Below are 16,952 nucleotides of genomic sequence, written 5' to 3'. Positions count from 1 at the left end.
TGAAACACCAGTGCGACAATGGGCCGGGCCCTGGATGTGCCGGGCGGGAGTGCGCAGGAGGGGTCGGGGTGGCGTACGAGCTTGCCGGGCGGCTGGTGGTCGGCGTCGCCTCCAGCGCGCTGTTCGATCTGACGGACTCGGACCGGGTATTCCGCGAGGACGGCGAGGACGCCTACCGGGCGCACCAGGAAGGCCACTTGGACGTCACCCTGGCGCCCGGGGTGGCCTTCCCGTTCGTCAAGCGACTGCTGTCCCTGAACAACCTGGGCCCGGAGGACGATCCGCTCGTCGAGGTGATCGTGCTGTCGCGCAACGACCCGGACACCGGGCTGCGGGTGATGCGGTCCATCCGGGCGCATAAACTGCCGATATCCCGGGCCATCTTCAAGCAGGGCCGCGCCCCGTACAGCTACATGCCGGTGCTCAACATGTCGCTGTTCCTGTCCGCCGACGAGGACGACGTCCGCGAGGCGGTGGCGGCCGGGCTGCCGGCCGGGCGGGTGCTCGGGCCGATGCGGCAGGACGACGAGGACGACACCGACCTGCGGATCGCGTTCGACTTCGACGGCGTACTCGCCTCCGACCAGTCGGAGCAGGTCTACCAGCGCGAAGGCATCGAGAAGTTCCGCGACTACGAGGTGGCCCACGCGGACGTCCCGCACGACGCGGGCCCGCTCAAGGACTTCCTCGCCGGGATCAACCGGATCCAGCAGCGCGAGGAGGACCGGCGCCGCACCGACCCCCGCTACCGCCTGCGGGTGTCCGTCTCGATCGTCACCGCCCGCAACTCCCCCGCCGACGAGCGGGCCGTGAAGAGCCTGAAGCGCTGGGGCGTCCGGGTCAACGACGCGTTCTTCCTCGGCGGTATCGACAAGGGCCGGATCATGGAGGTGCTGCGTCCGCACATCTTCTTCGACGACCAGCGCGTCCACCTCGACAGCACCGCGCGCACCACGCCGAGCGTGCACATCCCGATCGGTCAGATGAACGAACCGGCGCGGACCGACGAACCGTCGCAGCTGGACGAGCCGGCGAACGCCGGCGGTGCGGTCGGTTAAGGACCGGGCACGACAAAGCGCCGGCCGAGGTGGCCGGCGCTGAGGTGGTGCGGGGAGGAGGGCTGGGACGGCCCTCCTCCCGTTCAAGCGTCAGGCGTCGGTCTTACCAGTTCGCGCCCGCGTCAGTGGCGCCACCGAAGACGCCCTCGTCGCTCGCGACGACAACGCCGCTGGCGTGCTCCACGCCGTCCGGGGTGACGAACGAGGCGGTGAAGGCGAGGGCGGCAACGTCCTCGTTGGCGGCGAAGTCGAAGTCGACGAAGTGCGCCTCGGGCCGGTCGCCCATTTCGTCGATGCCCCCGCCGTCCCCGGCGAAGGCCAGGCCCGCGCAGCCGAGCAGGACGGGGGCGGCGAGGCCGAGGGCGGCAACAGTACGAGTCAGAGCACGCATCAGAAAACAGTCCTTCCGAGAACGGAACTTGAGTCGGGAAGCAGTGGGCTTCCCTGCACTCAAAGAGAAACGACAGCGGCCGCGGCTGCCAGTCGGTACGAGTCCGATTGCTCCCCATGGCCGAGCAGCCCGATCTGGGGGTTTCCGGCCCGCCCACCCCCGTCGCGGCCCGCCGGAAGGCGCCTCGGACGCTCCCGCTCCCCAGCCTCAAGGCCGCTTCTCCGGACGGGAGTTGGCGCACGTCGCGGTCCGGACCCGGAGGGGAAACCGGTTGGCGTGTCGACAAGCCTAGGATACCTTGGCTCAAAACTAGGACTCCTAGGGATGGGTGGGGAAGACATGCGGGCACTGACCGACGCGGAGATCCGGGCGTCGTTCGTCAACTGCACGAAGGGGGAGGCGAGTCGGGCCTGGCTGCCACGCGGGCTCGGCGAGCTGGACTGGGCCGGACTCGACTTTTTGGGATGGCGGGAGGCAGGGGCACCCGAGCGGGGGTACTTGGTCGCCGAGTTCGAGGGGCGGACGGTCGGGGTGGCCCTGCGCCTGGCGCAGCGGCCGGCAGCGGGGCGCGGTGGGGCGATGTGTTCGATCTGCCTGACGGCGCATCCGGCCTCGGGGGTGGCGCTGATGACGGCGCGCCGGGCGGGTCGGGGGTCGGCGGAGGAGTACGCGTCGGCGAGCGAGTACTTCTGCGGCGACCTGGCGTGCCCGCTGTACGTGCGGGGGCGCAGGCGGGTGGCGGCCGGCGGGGCGCGGATGACGGAGAGCCTGGACGCGGAGGCGCGGGTGGCCCGGATGCGGGCGAACCTGGCCGGGTTCCTCGGGCGGGTCGTCCGATGACGGGCCGGGAAGGCCGCGAGGGCCGGGAGCCGCTCGGCGGGCCGGTGGTGCGGGCGGCGCTGGTGCTGGCGGCGGGGGCGTTCGTCGCGCTTCTGGACACCACGGTGGTGGGGGTGGCACTGGAGTCGTTCGCGCGGCGCTTCGACGCGGGCCTGGCGCAGGTGCAGTGGGTGGCGACGGCGTACCTGCTGGCGATGTCGGCGGTGATCCCGGCGACGGGCTGGGCGGCGCGGCGGTTCGGGGCGGTGGCGTGCTGGACGGCGTCGCTGGCGGTGTTCCTGCTGGGGTCGGTGCTGTGCGGGCTGGCCTGGTCGCTGGGGTCGCTGGTGGCGTTCCGGGTGGTGCAGGGGCTGGGCGCGGGGATGCTGTTCCCGCTGATGCGGATCCTGGTGGTGCAGGTGGCCGGCCCGGCGCGGATGGGGCGGACGATGGCGTTGATCGCCGTGCCGATCCTGCTCGCGCCCGTCGCGGGGCCGGTGGTGGGCGGGGCGCTCGTCCAGGGCCACTCGTGGCGGTGGCTGTTCCTGTTGAACGTGCCGGTGTGCCTGGCGGTGGTGGTGCTGTCGCCGCTGCTGATGCGCAACCAACGGGAGGGCGATCCGGACGAGTTGGACCTGGCGGGGCTGGTGACGGTGAGCGGCGGGCTGACGGCGGCCGTCCTCGGGTGCGTCCGGCTGGGCGGGGGCCGGGCGCCGGGCGACCCCGGGGTGCTGCTGCCGCTGCTGGTGGCGATGGTGCTGCTGGCGGCGCACGGGCTGCTGGCGCGGCGCCGGCGGGGCCGGGCGCTGCTGGACTTCGGGCTGTTCCGGGACCGCGCGTTCGCCGCGTCGACCACCGTCTCACTGTTGAACAGTTTCGGCCTGTACGGGGCGGTGGTGCTGGTGCCGCTGTTCTTCCAACAGGCGGGCGGGCGCGGCCCGTTGGCGGCGGGTCTGGTGATGGCGGCGCAGGGGGCGGGCGCGGGCGTGGCGGTGCTGCTGGTCGGGCGGGTGATCGACGCCCGGAGCAATCCGCGGGCGCTGGTGCTGGCCGGGCTGGCGCTGGTGGGCGCGGGCCTGGCGGTGTTCGCCCGGGCCGGCAGCGCGGAGCCGGGCCCACTGCTGCTCGGCGCGCTGTTCGTGCAGGGGGTGGGTCTGGCGCTGGCAGCGTCGCCGGTGATGGTGACGCTCTACCACTCGCTGCCGCCGGCCTCGGTGCCCGCCGCGACCACCGCGAACGCGGTCGCGCAGCAGCTGGGCGCGGCGGTGGGCACCGCGGTGGTGGCGCTGGTGCTGCAGCACGCCTCGCACGGGGGCGCGGGGACGGTCGGGGCGTTCCGCGTGGTGTTCGCGGTGGCGCTGGGGTTCGTGGTGCTGACGGCCGTTCCGGCCGCGTTCCTGCCGGCGAAGCAGCGGGCCTGAGCAGCCCCTGCCGACGCGGTAGAAAGCCTAGGCCCGGGGCCAGTTCTCCAGCAGTTGGTGCAGGCCGGTGACGATCCGCTGCCAGGAGCCGTCGATGCCGCGCGGGTGGTGGAAGCCGCCGTTGGCCTCGATGGCGATGAAGCCGTGGAAGGTGGAGCGCAGCAGCCGGACGGCGTCGGTCAGTTCGGGTTCGTCCAGCCGGTAGTGGCGCATCATCGCGTAGGTGAGTTCGACGGACCGGGCGAGGGCGTCGGTGTCGGCGAAGTCGGCCGGGTCCAGGCGCAGTTGGGTGGCGGCCCAGCGGCCGGGGTGCTGCTGGGCGTAGGTCCGCTGGGCGTCGGCGAAGGCGGCCAGGGCGTCGGCGCCGGAGCGGCCGGCGACGGCGGTCGCGATGCGGTCGTTGATCTCCTCGGTGGCGAGCAGGGCGACCCGGGTGCGGATCTCGTGGAGGCTCTTGACGTGCGAGTAGAGGCTGGCGTCCTTGACGCCGAAGCCGCGGGCGAGGGCGGAGGCGGTGACCTTGTCGATGCCGACCTGGTCGGCGAGTTCGGCGGCGGCGCGGGTGATCCGTTCGACCGTCAGTCCAGCGTGCGCGCCCATGTTTCCCGTCCCGAACGTTGACCTGCCGAAGCCCGCGTCAGTGTATCCGGGCAGATCCGGCGGCTTTTGGGGTGCGACGTTTCGGAAGGTCGGCGCGTCTAGAAGGAGGGACCCCAAGGAACCAAGGGGGAAGATCATCTGATTTGCCATCAGATGATAATGTCCCGGACAAACGGGGGCGTTGGTGACGCGCGCACCCCGGCCGATCCGCACTCTGGAGCCACCCGTGTCCGCACGCACGTACCGCCGCAGCCTGCCGCTCGCGGCCGCGGTCCTCGCCGCCTCCCTGCTCGCCGTCTCGGCGCAGGCCGACGACCCGGCGCCGGCCGACGCCACGCTGACCGCCGACCTGAACACCCTGCTCGCCGACCCCCGGCTGGCGAGCGCGCAGGCCGGCGTCGTGGTGCAGGACGCCACCACCGGCGAGGTGCTGTACTCGCGGCAGCCGCAGGCGCTGTTCACCCCGGCGTCCACCCTGAAGACCGTGACCTCGACGGCGGCGCTCGACCTGCTGGGCGCGGACTACCGGTTCACCACCGAGGTCCGCTCCACCGGCAAGATCTACGGCGACACCATGACCGGCGACCTGGTGCTGCGCGGCGGCGGCGACCCGACCCTGCTGGTGCAGGACCTCGACGACCTGGCCGCGAAGGTCGCGGCGTCCGGCGTCACCACCGTCACCGGCCGGGTGCTGGCGGACGGCAGCCGGTACGACTCGACGCCGCTCGGCCCGGGCTGGGCCTGGGACGACGAGGCGTACTCGTACAGCCCGCAGATATCCGGGCTGACCGTCGCCAACGACGCCGAGTACATGATGGACACCGTGCAGGTCACCGTCACCCCGGGTGCGGCGGGCGAGAACGCCAAGGTGACGCTGAACCCGGCCGAGGCGCCGATGAAGTTCACCGGCACGGTCGCCACCGGCGCGACGGGCAGCGGGTCGAGCGTCGGCGTGCAGCGGCGCCGGGGCAGCAACGAGCTGGCGTTGTCCGGCAGCATCCCGACCGGTGCGGCGCCGGTGACCTCCTGGGTGACGGTCGAGGACCCCACCACGTACGCCGGGAAGGTGTTCGCGGGCGCGCTGGCCAAGCACGGCGTGAAGGTGCTGCGCGGGGTGCAGACCGCGAGCGGCTCGGAGACCTCGGAGCCGATGGCCTCGCACGAGTCGAAGCCCCTCACCGAGGTGATCGTCCCGATGCTGAAGATCAGCAACAACGGCATCGCCGAGCACCTGACCAAGGAGATCGGCAAGGTCAAGGGCGGCCGCGGTGACTGGGCGACCGGCATCAACCAGGTCAACGCCTTCCTGAAGGCGAACGGCGTGACCGGCCCGACCACCCGACAGGTGGACGGCTCCGGCCTGTCCCGCTACGACCTGATCACCCCCGGGAAGATGGCCGACCTGCTGAAGGTCGCCCACACCAAGCCGTGGTTCGACGCCTGGTACAACGCGCTGCCGGTGGCGGGCAACCCGGAGCGGATGACCGGCGGCACCCTGGCCGCCCGGATGCGCGGCACCAAGGCCGAGAACAACGTGCACGCCAAGAGCGGTTCGATGGGCGGCGTCGACAACCTGGTCGGCTTCGCGACCGCGCCCGACGGCCGCAAGCTGTCGTTCGTCGTGCTGGTCAACAACTTCGCCGGCACCAGCCCGCGCCCGGTGATCGACGCGATCGCCGTCCGGCTCGCCGCCGGCCCCGCCGCCACGGCCCAGCTGAAGTCCAACAAGCTGGTCGCGCCCGGTGGTTCCGGTGACGAGTACACCGGCACCCGCTGGGAGGACTGCGAGACCCTGGCGCACTGCTGACGATTCGTCATCACGGGCCCCGTCGCACCTGCGGCGGGGCCCGCGGCCGTTTCCTGCGCCCGAAAATTCTCTCCATCAAGCGCTTGATCGGTGACCCGGGCCGCGCGTACGCTCCCCGCCATGAGCCAGCACCGGACGGCCGCCGAGGCGAGCCGGGAACGGATCCTCACGGCCGCCACCGCCCTGTTCGCCGAACACGGCTACGACGGCACCACCACCCGGACGATCGCCGGCGCGGCCGGGCTGAACGTCGCCACCGTCGCCTACCACGTGGGCACCAAGGCCGACCTGTACCGCGAGGTGATGCGGCGGGCCCACCAGGCCGAACGGGCCGCCGTGGACGCCGCGTTGGCGGAATTCGCGGTGGCCGCACCGGACGATCCGGCCCGGGCGGCGGCCCGCTTCGCCGACCGGTACCTGGACTTCTGCCTGGAGCAGCCGCACGTCCCCGCGCTGTGGATGCGCCGCTGGATGGCCGACGCCGCCGAGTTCGCCGACCTGGAGGAGCGGTACGCCCGGCCGCTGCTGGAGGCGGTTGCAGGTGAACTCTCCTCCGCATTGCCACAGTTGGGGCGCGACCGGGTCGAGTTCGCGGTGTGGACGGTGCTGTGGACCACGCACGGCTTCTGCCGCTCGATGATCCGCGCGCAGGTGCCGCGCTTCCGCACCCACCTGCGGGCGCTGGTGCTGCGCGAACTCGGCCTCGACGGTGCGATATGACGGCCGGTCGGGGCCTGTCGCGGCGGGAGCTCGCCGGGTACGCGGTGGGCTCGATCGGCACCGGCATCCACTCCACCGTCCCCGGCCTGCTGCTGCTCTACTTCATGACCGACGCGCTCGGCGTCCCGGCCGGCCTGGCCGGTCTGGTGGTCGCGCTGCCGAAGGCCTGGGACGCGCTGTTCAACCCGCTGGTCGGCGCGGCCAGCGACCGGGAGGCGCTGCGCACCGGGCGCCGCACCCGGATCCTGCTGGCCGGCACGCTCGCCCTGCCGGTCGCGTTCGCCGCGATGTTCCTCTCGCCGCTCACCGGCTCCGGCGCCGCCGCCTGGGTGGCCGGTACCTTCGTTCTCGCCTCCAGCGCGTTCGCGCTGTTCCAGGTGCCGTACGTGGCACTGCCCGCCGAGATGTCCGATCAGCCGCGCGTCCGCACCCGGATCATGGTGTGGCGGATCGTCTGCCTGACCGTCGGCATCCTGGTCGCGGGCGGCCTCGCCCCGGCCGTGGTGTCGCTGGCCGGCGGCGGGCGCGGCGGCTACGCCGTGATGGCGGGGGTGGTCGCCGCGCTGTTGCTGGTGACGCTGCTGATCCCGACGCTCGGCGCCCGCCGGGTGCCCGCCCGGCCGGGGGCGGAGCCGCTCGGGCTGCGGGCGGCGCTGCGCACCGCGCGCGGCAACCGGGCGTTCTTCGCGCTGCTCGGTGCGTTCGTGGTGCAGGCCGCCGCGGTGGCGATCATGCTGGCGGCCGCGCCGTACGTCGCCACCTACTGGCTGGGCGGGTACGGGCTGACCTCGGTGCTGTTCGTCTGCCTGGTCGCGCCGAGCGCCGTCGCCGTCCCGCTGTGGGGCCGGGCCGCCGCCCGCTGGGGACGGCTGCGCTGCCTGGCCGCCGCGACCGGACTGTTCGCCCTCACCTCGGCCGCGCTCTGGCCCGCGGCGCACGCCGGTGGCGGACGGGTCGGGCTGGTGCTGGCGCTGTGCGCGCTACTGGGCGTCGCGTACGCCGCGTTGCAGGTGCTGCCGCTGTCGCTGCTGCCGGACACCGTGCACGCGGACGCGGCGCGCACCGGCCGCCTCCAGTCGGGGGCGTTCACCGGCCTGTGGACCGCCGGGGAGACCGCCGGACTGGCCGCCGGACCCGGCCTGTTCTCGCTGGCGCTGGCCGCCGCCGGATTCGTCTCCTCCACCACCGACCACCCCGTGGCGCAGACCGACGCCGCCCGGGCCGGGGTGCTGCTCGGCTTCAGCCTGGTGCCGGCCGCGCTGATGCTGCTCTCGCTGCCCGCCCTGCGCGCGTACGGCCGGCGCCGCCAACTCCCGCATTGGAGCTGAGTCATGACCACCGTTCACCCCGGGCTGCCGCAAACCGGGCGCCCCGCCGAGGAGTTGCTGGCCGAGCTGCACGCACTGACCGCCGGAGACCTGCCCACCCGGGGCGGGCGCACCACCGCGTACACGTACGACGCGGGCCGGCCCGAGGTCCGGGAGGCCGCCGAACGCGCGTACCTGGCGATGCTGGAGGTCAACGGCCTGGACCCGACGGCGTTCCCGAGCATCGTCGCGCTGGAACGCCAGGTGGTCGGCGCGGTCGCCGCCCGGCTCGGCGGGGACGACACCACGCCCGGGATCTTCACCAGCGGCGGCACCGAATCGATTCTGCTCGCCGTGAAGGCCGCGAGGGACTCCCGCCCCGGGATCGCCGAGCCGGAGATCGTCGTCCCCGCGACCGCGCACGCCGCGTTCTTCAAGGCCGGACGCTACCTGAAGGTCAAGGTGGTGGCCGTGCCGGTCGACCCCGCGACGTTCCGGGCGGTGCCCGCCGCGATGGCCGACGCGTGCACGGCGAACACCGTACTGGTGGTGGCCTCCGCGCCCTCGTACGCGCACGGCGTGGTCGACCCCGTCCACGAGATCGCCGCCGACGCGGCCGAACGCGGACTGCCCTGCCACGTGGACGCCTGCGTGGGCGGCTGGCTGCTCCCCTGGCTCGCCGAAGCGGGCGCCCCCGTACCGGAGTTCGACCTGTCGGTGCCCGGAGTGACCTCGCTCTCCTGCGACCTGCACAAATTCGGGTACACGCCCAAGGGCGCCTCCGTCCTGCTGTTCCGCGACCGGCCGATGCGGCTCGCCGCGTACTTCGCCTGCGCGCAGTGGCCCGGCTACCCGGTCGTCAACTCGACGGTCCAGAGCAGCAAGGGCGCGGGCCCGCTCGCCGCCGCATGGGCCACTTTGCAGGCCCTCGGGGCGGACGGTTACCGGGAGTTGGGGCGGGCGGCGCTGGCCGCGACGCGGCGGCTGATCGCGGGCATCGACGCGATCGACGGGCTGCGGGTGCTGGGCTCCCCCGACGCGACGCTGGTCGCGCTCGGGGCGGATCCGGACGACGCGGCGCTGGATCTGTGGGAGCTGGCCGACGAGGCGCGTGCCCGCGGCTTCTTCCTGCAACCGCAGTTGAGCGTGGCCGGACTGCCCGCCAGCCTGCACCTCACCCTCACCGGGGTCAGCGAGCAGGGCGTGGACGAGTTGCTTTCGACGCTCCGCGAGGCGGTTGCGGTCGTTCGGGGGCGGGGGCCCGTCGCTCCTCCGAGTGAACTGTTGGAGCTGCTCGGGCAGTTCGACCTCGCGGAGCTCGACGACGCGACGTTCGCTGAGCTACTGCCTGCGGCGGGCTTCGCGCCCTCCCGGATGGCCGGGGTCAACCGGCTGCTCGACGCGCTGCCGCCGGAGCTGCGGGATCAGTTGGCGACGCGGTTCCTGTCGGTGCTGTACAGCCCGTACCTGTAGGGAGAGCGCTTCCGGGGGCGCGGGGAGACTTGCGCGAGCTGGTGGGCGCGAAGTCAGGGGCGCGGGGAGACTTGCGCGAGCTGGTGGGCGCGAAGTCAGGGGCGCTGGGGGTACCCCCAGCGAAGCGAGGGGGCGGAACTGCGCGACAAGCGCAAGCCGCGTCCGCAAGGTCGCGATCAGGTGCAAGTCATTGCCCTGCGTCGCGATCTTGCTGACGGGCGCGTTCCCCTTCGCGCAGTTCCCCGCGCCCCTGGTTTCGCACCCGCACAGTTTTCGCGCCCCTGGTTTCGCACCCCTGGTTGTGCTCTGTCTGGCTTCGCGCCCGCTACGCGAAAGCGTTCTCCGGGGGCAGCAGGACCGCAAGGCCGTCCGCGAGGCGCTGGAGGCCGAATTCGAAGCGGGTTTCCATGTCGGGGTTGGTGAGGTCGTCGGCGAGGGCGACCAGGTTGGGGAAGGTCTCGGCGGGGAGGGCGCGGAAGGCGTCGCCCGCGGCGCGGGCGACTTCGCCGCGGCCGGCGCCGGCGGCTTCGGCGGCGGAGAGGGGGGACTGTTCCTGGAGGACGAAGCCCTGGACGTACGCGGACAGCAGGTAGGAGGCCATTGCGGCGTCGGCGTCGCTGAAGCCGGCGTTGCGGAGGCGGTCGAGTTGGTCCTCCAGGATGGCGAGGGTGTGCGGGCCGGTGGTGAGGCGGCCGGAGAGGATCTTGGCGGCGTCGCGTTTGGCGAGCAGCAGGGCGCGGTAGCGGCGGCCGTATTCCAGGAACTGTTCGCGCCAACTGCCTTCCCGGGGTGGGAGTTCGGCGCCGGCCAGGAGGGCGTCGGTGAGCAGGTCGAGCAGTTCTTCCTTGTTGCGGACGTGCCAGTACAGCGAGGCGGCTTTGACGCCGACCTCGGCGGCGACCTTGCGCATGGAGAGGCCGGCCAGGCCGTCGCGTTCGAGGACGCGCAGGGCGGCGGCGGCCAGGTTCTGCCGGGTGAGGGCGGGGGTGGGCTCGGCCATGGCGGTTCCTTGGGTGGGCGGTCCGGGGCGCTGAATCGCACTTGCAATCTAACACCGTTAGAGACATCCTGGCTGCGCACCAGCAGTCCCTAACGCCGTTAGGGGCTATCTCGGCACACCCGAAGGGGGACGGTTTCGGTGGAAGGTTCGGTCGGCACCCGGCACAAGTGGCAGGCGCTCGCCACGCTCTGCGTCACGATGTTCATGGCGATGCTGGACAACGTCATCGTCAACATCGCGCTGCCCCGGATCGGCCGGGATCTGGACACCGGCATCAGCGGGCTCCAGTGGGTCGCCGAGGGCTACAGCCTGGTGTACGCGGCGCTGCTGCTCACCGGCGGCACGCTCGGCGACCGGTTCGGCCGGACCAGGGTGTTCCGGGTCGGGCTGGCGCTGTTCACGGTCGGGTCGGCGGCGGCCGCGCTGGCCGGTGACATCGGGGTGTTGGTCGCCGCCCGGATGCTGCAGGGCGTGGGCGCGGCGCTGCTGACGCCGGGCAGTCTGGCGATCCTGGGCCAGGTGTTCACCGACGAGAAGGAGCGGGCCCGGGCGATCGGCCTGTGGTCGGGGGTCTCGGCGCTGGGCCTGTCGATCGGTCCGGTGATCGGTGGCCCGATGGTGGACGCGTTCGGCTGGGCCAGCGTGTTCTGGATCAACGTCCCGGTCGGGCTGGTGGCGCTGGTGCTGGCGTTCCGGGTGCTGCCGGTGATCGCGCCGCGTGAGCGCCGGATCGACCTCACCGGGCTCGCGCTGTCGGCGGCCGGTCTCGGCGCGCTGGTCTACGGCCTGATCGAGGGCCCCGGCCGGGGCTGGACCGATCCCGTCGTGCTGGCCTGCGGGGCGGCCGCGATGGTGCTGCTCGCGGTCTTCGTCGCGGTCGAACTGCGGTCGGCGGAGCCGATGTTGGAGCTGCGGCTGTTCCGCGACCGGGTGCTCGCCGGGGCGCAGTTGAGCGGCCTGATGGTCAGTTTCGGGATGTTCGGCGCGCTGTTCTTCCTGCCGCTGATGCTCCAGGGCGTGATGCGCTGGTCCCCCACCGACGCCGGGTACGCCGGGCTGCCGATGACGGCCGTGATCATGCTGGCCGCGCCGCTCTCCGGCCGGCTGACCGCCCGTCACGGGACGCGCCTGCCGCTGGTGCTGGGCATCTCGCTGTGCGCGGTCGGCCTGGGCGGGCTGTCGCTGTACGACGGGCACGCGCACTACTGGTCGTACGTGTGGACGCTGGTGGTGCTCGGCTTCGGCATGGGGCTGACGTTCACGCCGGTGTCGATCGCGGTGCTGCAGCGGGTCGCCCCGGCGCAGACCGGCATGGCCTCGGCCACCATCAACACGCTGCGCGAACTCGGCGGCGTGCTCGGCATCGCGGTCCTCGGCGCCGTCCTCACCAACCGGCTGACGGGCGCCCTCACCGACTCGTTCCACCGGCTCGACCTGCCCACCGACGGGGTCTCGCACGCGGTCTCCGCGCTCACCGGCCACGGCACCGGCCCCGCCGCCGCTCCCACGCCCGCGCCCGTGCAGGCGGCCGTCGACAGCGCGTTCGTCGACGCGCTGCATCTCGCCCTGCGCTGCGGCTCCGCAGCGCTGGCCGTGACCGCCGTCCTGGTCGCCGTCCTGCTGCGCCGCTCCGCCGTCCGGCACCCGGCCCCGGCGCCGGTCGCCCAGCCGGAACCCGTGGCATGACCAACAACGCTCGGTGTCCACGAGGTTGACGTCCCGTTCGCTGTGCTGTTCGGTAAAGGAACGTCAAAGTCGGGACCAAGTAGGGTGACCGGCGACAGGACGCGGATCGCGCGGAGATGTGATGAACGGCGCTGGGTTCGGCGGCCGTACTTCGCTAGCATGACCCGCTCAAGCGGTCGGACCGACACCGGTGTTGGGGGATGGCGTGCGCGACGTGGGCCCAGGCGGGAGCGGCGGCGGGTTCCAGGTGGACCCGGACGTGCTGGAGGCGGCGGGGCAGACCGCGGCGGTGGACGCCGAGCGGGTGCCGGCCGCCACCACGCGGGTGCTCGGCCCGTCGGACAGTGCGGCGGACGGACTGCGCGGCTGGCAGACCGGCAGCGAGCTCACCGCCTGCACCGCGGAGTGGAAGGGCATGCTGGACAAGCTGTCCGCGGAGATGGACAAGCAGGGCGGCAACCTCCGGCAGACCGCGGCGAACTACCGCAACGCCGACCAGGTCGCGAGCGGCACCGTCACCTCGGCCGGGCGGTGAGCATGGACGTCCCCATGCTCCGCGACGCGGACCCGCGGCGGCTGTTCGGCGCCGCCGACGCGTACGCCGCACTCGCCGACGCCATCGGTGACGACACCGAACAGTGGCGGGCCGGCGTGGACAACCGGGTGCGGGACTCCGGGTGGACCGGCCAAGCGGCCGACAACGCCCGGCAGTCGCTCGCCCGGACCACCGGCAAACTGACCGCCGCACACCTGGAGTTGGCCCGGATCGCACCCGTCCTGCGGGAGGGCGCGGAGGCCTTCGTGCTGGCCCAGGCGGACCTGCGCCGGGCGCTGGACGAGGCGCGGGCCGGCGGCTTCGAGGTCGCCGACGACGGCGGGATCTCCTGGCCCCCGGCCAGTCCGGGCGAGCGGCACGACCCGGACGCGCCGGACCGCACCCGGCAGGGCACCGACCTGCGCGACCGGATCGGCGAGGCGCTGAACAAGGCCGCGCACGCCGACCAGGTGACGGCGCAGCGGCTGCGCCAGTACACCACCGACGCCCGCACCGGCGCCGGCCTCGACCCGTTCGGCTCCGCGATGCGGCTGAACAGCGCGGTACTGAGCGCGGTACTGAGCGCGGTCGCCGGCGAGGACCTGGTGCTGTCGGGCATGCCGGGCCAGAACGCCTCGCCGACCGAGGTGAACTCCTGGTGGAAGGGGCTGCCCGCGGACGAGCAGCAGCGGCTGATCAAGGAGCACCCGGACCGGATCGGCAACCGCGACGGCATACCCACCCCGGCCCGCGACCAGGCCAACCGGATCCACCTCGACCAGATGGTGAACGACCTGTCGTCCCGGCAGAACCTGTCGGACTGGGACAAGAAGAAGCTGGAAGGCTTCCGGTCGATCCAGGGCCGCCTGCGCGACGACCAGGGCAAGCAGCCGCCGTCCTACCTGATGGTGATCGGCGACCAGGGCCAGGGCCGGGCCGCGATCGCCTACGGCAACCCGGACACCGCGGACGACGTGGTGGCGTACGTGCCCGGCCTGAACACCGAGGTCAAGAACATGGGCGCCGGTGACGCCAACCGGGCCCGCGACCTGTGGCAGTCCGCGCACGACATCGACCCGACCCGCAAGACCGCCTCGATCGCCTGGCTGGGCTACGACGCCCCGCAGGCCAAGGGGATCAGCCCGGACGCGCTGGCGGTGGCCGGTGACGCGCGGGCCAAGCAGGGCGGCGAGGCCTACCAGGGCTTCCTGCAGGGCCTGCGGGCCTCGCACGAGGGCCAGCCGGCGCACCTGACGGCGCTCGGCCACAGCTACGGCTCGTTCACGGTCGGGCAGGCGGCGCAGCGGCCCGGCGGCATCCCGGCGGACGACATCATCCTGGTGGGCTCCCCCGGCACAGGCGCGCAGAAGGCGTCCCAGCTGGGCGTGGACGGCTCGCACGTGTGGGTGGGCGCGGCCGAGCACGACCCGGTCTCGCACCTGCCGAGCCACGCCGAGGCGAAGGGCATCGGCATCGGCGCGGGCATCGGCGGCCTGCTCGGCGGCCCGCCGGGCGCGGTGCTCGGCGGCTTCATCGGTGACAAGATCGCAGGGCACAGTGATCCGCACGAGCTGTGGTTCGGGCAGGACCCGGCGAGTTCCGAGTTCGGCGCGCACCGCTTCGACGTGGCCGACGGCCCGCGGGGCTTCCAGTCGCACTCGGACTACTGGAACCAGGGCGACGGCCGGGACGGCCACTCGCTGCGCAACATGGGCATGATCGTCTCCGGTCACGGTGACCGGGTGATCGGACAGGACCGGCGATGAACGACTTCGCGGCACCCCACCCGTCGGCCGCGCTGCTGGCCGCGAAGGCGGCGGTGGACGAACTGCTGGACTCCGCCCCGGCGGCGCTGAACCCGCCGGCCGACTGGGCGGACGGCCCGTACGTGGCGGTGGAGCACGAGCACCCGTACACCCGGGAGCCGGACGGCACCGCGCACCTGGAGAAGCGGCGCTACCTGATGACCCGGCTGTCGGCGGACCGCTATCCGGAACTGCTCTCCCAGCTGGCCCGGGCCTGGCAGGCCCGCGGCTGGCGGGTGGACGGCGAGAACGACCCGGTGCTGCCTCTGCTGCGGGCCGAATCGGCGCTCGGGACGGTCGAGTTGAGGATCGGCATACCCGGCAACGCGACGCTGCTGGCGCGGGTGCAGGGCGTGCCGCCGAGCGGCACCTCGTACCCGTTCGGCGGCGACAGCACCGTCCCGCTCGGGCCGGACGGCGTGATGGACACCATGCCGCGCCGGCACGACCCGTTCTGGTCGGTGTGACCTCCGATGGGTAGCCGGAGGGGACTACGGGCGGCGGGCGCCGTCGCCGCGCTGCTGCTGGGGCCGGTGCTGGCGGGCTGCGGCTCGTCCGGCGCGGCGGCGGGCGGCTCGGCGCCGGCCGCCGACCTGGCCAGGGGCCGGATCCAGGAACTGGTGGACGGCACCACCTCGGCGCTGACCCCCGCGGTGCGGTTCGCCGACGACGCCTACCGCTCGGTGCCGCACGAGAACGCCCGCCGGGACAACGACGGCACCGCACAGCTGACGCTCCGCCGGTACGTGCTGACCAAGGTCGCGGAGGCCAACCGGCCCCGGCTGCTGGAGCAGGTCCGGGCGTACTGGACCGGCCGCGGCTGGACCGTCACCGAGAACACGGCCTTCGAGGCGGGGGCGCGCACCCCGGACGGCACCGGCGTGACGGTCAGCATCGGCGTCCCCGGCAACGTGACGGTGACGGCCACCGCCCGGGTCCGCGACCCGGGCGCCACCGAGCCGTTCGGCCCGGCCCCCAGCCCGCTGCCGACCGGCGCCGACGGCGGACCCGACACCCTGCCCCGCTTCGATGACCCCGGGTGGTCCTGACCTGCCGGGACGAAACGGGCGGGACCGGTGCTGATCGGACGTCAGAGCGGGTGAGCCGGGCGGTATTTGCCGGGGCACCCTAGGGAGACCCGACCTGACCTGGCTATAGTCGCCCGTGATCTAGCCGGAACGGCGGCCGGCCGAGGGGTTTCCCCGGCATTGGCATGCCCGCCTGCCGCCGTGCCGTCCGGAGCCCCGAAGCCGTCGCGTGTTCCGCCGTTGACCACGGGGAGAGACGACGACCATGGCACACACGACCGGGCGGGGGCGCACCGCGCTCGTCGCCGTCATCGGTGGAACGCTGCTGCTGGGCGGCTGCGGCATCGTAGGCTCTCAGGGCAAGAAGGACGACCTGCACGCGATGCTGCCGGAGTCGATCCGCAAGGCCGGGGTGCTGACGGTGGGCGCCTCGTTCACCGCCGCGCCGGTGGTGTACCGCAACGACCGCAACGAGCCGGAGGGCCTGGACCCGCACCTGGCCCAGAAGCTGGGCGAACTGCTCGGCGTCCGGGTCGAGTTCCAGGATGCCGGACAGTTCTCGAACGTGCTGCCGGGCCTGATGAAGCGCCAGTACGACATCGCGATGTCCGGCATCACCGACACCCGCGAGCGCGAGGAAGGCCTCGACAAGGACGGCAAGCAGGCCGGCCCTGGCGTCGACTTCGTCGACTACTTCATGGCGGGCATCGGCATCGCCGTCAAGAAGGGCACCACGCAGAACGTCGCCGACATCGACCACCTGTGCGGGCGCACCATCGTGGTCAAGAAGGGCACCACCCACGACGACCTGGTGCAGCGTCAGGCGAAGGTCTGCGAGCACGACGGGAAGCCGCTGAAGATGGTGCAGACCGACACCGACACCGCGGCGCTGGACAAGCTGAAGGGTACGGCGGACGCGTTCGTCACCGACTACCCGAAGGCCCAGTACGCGGCGCAGACCGTGGACAACGGCAACGCCTTCCAGATCGGCGGCCCGCAGATCCAGCCCCGGCCGTTCGGCATCGCGGTGCGCAAGGAGGACTCGGCGCTGCGCGACGTGCTGATGCGGGCGATGAACCGGCTGATCACCGAGGGCGGCTACGACCAGGTGCTGTCCGACCACGACCTGACGGTCGGGGCGATCCAGAACTCGGTGATCAACGGCTCGTCCTGACCGCCCGCCTCAGGCCGCGCGGGCGGGCGCGGGGCGGCTCAGGCCGCACGGGCGAGTGCGGGGCGGCTCAGGCCGCGCGGGCGGGTGCGGGCGCTCAGGCCGCGCGGGCGGGCGCGGGGCGGCTCAGG

General features: G+C 73.1%; 16 protein-coding genes. 13 read left to right on the top strand and 3 right to left on the bottom strand.

Going from position 1 to position 16,952, the window contains the following annotated elements:
• Positions 1-68 precede the first annotated feature (68 nt).
• On the top strand, positions 69-1,058 hold the full coding sequence (locus tag ACFYS8_RS23000; RefSeq protein WP_387643528.1) for a 5'-nucleotidase: 990 nt from the start codon (positions 69-71) through the stop codon (positions 1,056-1,058).
• 103 nt (positions 1,059-1,161) lie between these two features.
• On the opposite strand, the gene ACFYS8_RS22995 is transcribed toward ACFYS8_RS23000, so the two are convergent.
• Positions 1,162-1,449 carry a hypothetical protein gene (locus tag ACFYS8_RS22995; RefSeq protein ID WP_387643526.1) on the bottom strand — a complete coding sequence of 96 codons (288 nt, stop codon included), beginning with the start codon at positions 1,447-1,449 and terminating at the stop codon, positions 1,162-1,164.
• A gap of 339 nt (positions 1,450-1,788) precedes the next feature.
• Between ACFYS8_RS22995 and ACFYS8_RS22990 the strand changes: the two genes are divergently transcribed.
• Both ACFYS8_RS22990 and ACFYS8_RS22985 read left to right on the top strand, forming a co-directional pair.
• Positions 1,789-2,289 (top strand): FBP domain-containing protein, encoded by a 501-nt coding sequence (locus tag ACFYS8_RS22990; RefSeq protein WP_387643524.1) that lies wholly within the window; start codon positions 1,789-1,791, stop codon positions 2,287-2,289.
• Positions 2,286-3,689, top strand: coding sequence for a DHA2 family efflux MFS transporter permease subunit (locus ACFYS8_RS22985; RefSeq protein ID WP_387643522.1), 1,404 nt, complete (start codon positions 2,286-2,288; stop codon positions 3,687-3,689). The genes ACFYS8_RS22990 and ACFYS8_RS22985 overlap by 4 nt, the downstream gene beginning before the upstream one ends.
• A 27-nt stretch (positions 3,690-3,716) precedes the next feature.
• Here ACFYS8_RS22985 and ACFYS8_RS22980 read toward each other — a convergent pair whose 3' ends face one another.
• Positions 3,717-4,289: a TetR/AcrR family transcriptional regulator gene (locus ACFYS8_RS22980; RefSeq protein WP_387643520.1), complete on the bottom strand. Its 573-nt coding sequence runs from the start codon at positions 4,287-4,289 to the stop codon at positions 3,717-3,719.
• Positions 4,290-4,515: 226 nt separating this feature from the next.
• Between ACFYS8_RS22980 and dacB the strand changes: the two genes are divergently transcribed.
• The 4 genes from dacB to ACFYS8_RS22960 all read left to right on the top strand — a co-directional run bounded on the left by dacB (position 4,516) and on the right by ACFYS8_RS22960 (position 9,596).
• Complete coding sequence (gene dacB / locus ACFYS8_RS22975; protein ID WP_387643519.1) at positions 4,516-6,096, top strand: D-alanyl-D-alanine carboxypeptidase/D-alanyl-D-alanine-endopeptidase; 1,581 nt, start codon at positions 4,516-4,518, stop codon at positions 6,094-6,096.
• 120 nt (positions 6,097-6,216) lie between these two features.
• Positions 6,217-6,816 carry a TetR/AcrR family transcriptional regulator gene (locus tag ACFYS8_RS22970; RefSeq protein ID WP_387643517.1) on the top strand — a complete coding sequence of 200 codons (600 nt, stop codon included), beginning with the start codon at positions 6,217-6,219 and terminating at the stop codon, positions 6,814-6,816.
• Positions 6,813-8,144, top strand: a complete 1,332-nt coding sequence (locus tag ACFYS8_RS22965) for an MFS transporter (protein ID WP_387643515.1) — start codon at positions 6,813-6,815, stop codon at positions 8,142-8,144. Before ACFYS8_RS22970 ends, ACFYS8_RS22965 begins: the two co-directional genes overlap by 4 nt.
• A gap of 3 nt (positions 8,145-8,147) precedes the next feature.
• A complete protein-coding gene (locus ACFYS8_RS22960; protein ID WP_387643513.1) occupies positions 8,148-9,596 on the top strand; it encodes a pyridoxal phosphate-dependent decarboxylase family protein in 1,449 nt (482 codons plus the stop codon).
• A 325-nt stretch (positions 9,597-9,921) separates the two neighbouring features.
• Here ACFYS8_RS22960 and ACFYS8_RS22955 read toward each other — a convergent pair whose 3' ends face one another.
• Positions 9,922-10,596 carry a TetR/AcrR family transcriptional regulator gene (locus ACFYS8_RS22955; protein ID WP_387643511.1) on the bottom strand — a complete coding sequence of 225 codons (675 nt, stop codon included), beginning with the start codon at positions 10,594-10,596 and terminating at the stop codon, positions 9,922-9,924.
• Between the two features lie 138 nt (positions 10,597-10,734).
• On the opposite strand from ACFYS8_RS22955, the gene ACFYS8_RS22950 reads away from it, so the two are divergent.
• The 6 genes from ACFYS8_RS22950 to ACFYS8_RS22925 all read left to right on the top strand — a co-directional run bounded on the left by ACFYS8_RS22950 (position 10,735) and on the right by ACFYS8_RS22925 (position 16,824).
• A complete protein-coding gene (locus tag ACFYS8_RS22950) occupies positions 10,735-12,282 on the top strand; it encodes an MFS transporter (RefSeq protein ID WP_387643509.1) in 1,548 nt (515 codons plus the stop codon).
• 205 nt (positions 12,283-12,487) lie between these two features.
• Positions 12,488-12,817 carry a type VII secretion target gene (locus ACFYS8_RS22945; protein WP_387643507.1) on the top strand — a complete coding sequence of 110 codons (330 nt, stop codon included), beginning with the start codon at positions 12,488-12,490 and terminating at the stop codon, positions 12,815-12,817.
• A gap of 14 nt (positions 12,818-12,831) precedes the next feature.
• A complete protein-coding gene (locus ACFYS8_RS22940; protein ID WP_387643505.1) occupies positions 12,832-14,583 on the top strand; it encodes an alpha/beta hydrolase in 1,752 nt (583 codons plus the stop codon).
• A complete protein-coding gene (locus ACFYS8_RS22935) occupies positions 14,580-15,089 on the top strand; it encodes a hypothetical protein (RefSeq protein ID WP_387643503.1) in 510 nt (169 codons plus the stop codon). The genes ACFYS8_RS22940 and ACFYS8_RS22935 overlap by 4 nt, the downstream gene beginning before the upstream one ends.
• 6 nt (positions 15,090-15,095) lie before the next feature.
• Positions 15,096-15,671, top strand: coding sequence for a hypothetical protein (locus ACFYS8_RS22930; RefSeq protein ID WP_387643501.1), 576 nt, complete (start codon positions 15,096-15,098; stop codon positions 15,669-15,671).
• A gap of 244 nt (positions 15,672-15,915) precedes the next feature.
• Entirely contained in the window at positions 15,916-16,824 is a 909-nt protein-coding gene (locus tag ACFYS8_RS22925; RefSeq protein ID WP_387643499.1) for a transporter substrate-binding domain-containing protein, read from the top strand.
• Positions 16,825-16,952 lie beyond the last annotated feature (128 nt).

The sequence above is a fragment of the Kitasatospora sp. NPDC004615 genome, assembly GCF_042873545.1.
Lineage (GTDB): Bacteria > Actinomycetota > Actinomycetes > Streptomycetales > Streptomycetaceae > Kitasatospora.
The sequence above is the reverse complement of the archived record's forward strand: the minus strand, read 5'-3'. Positions and strand labels throughout refer to the sequence as shown.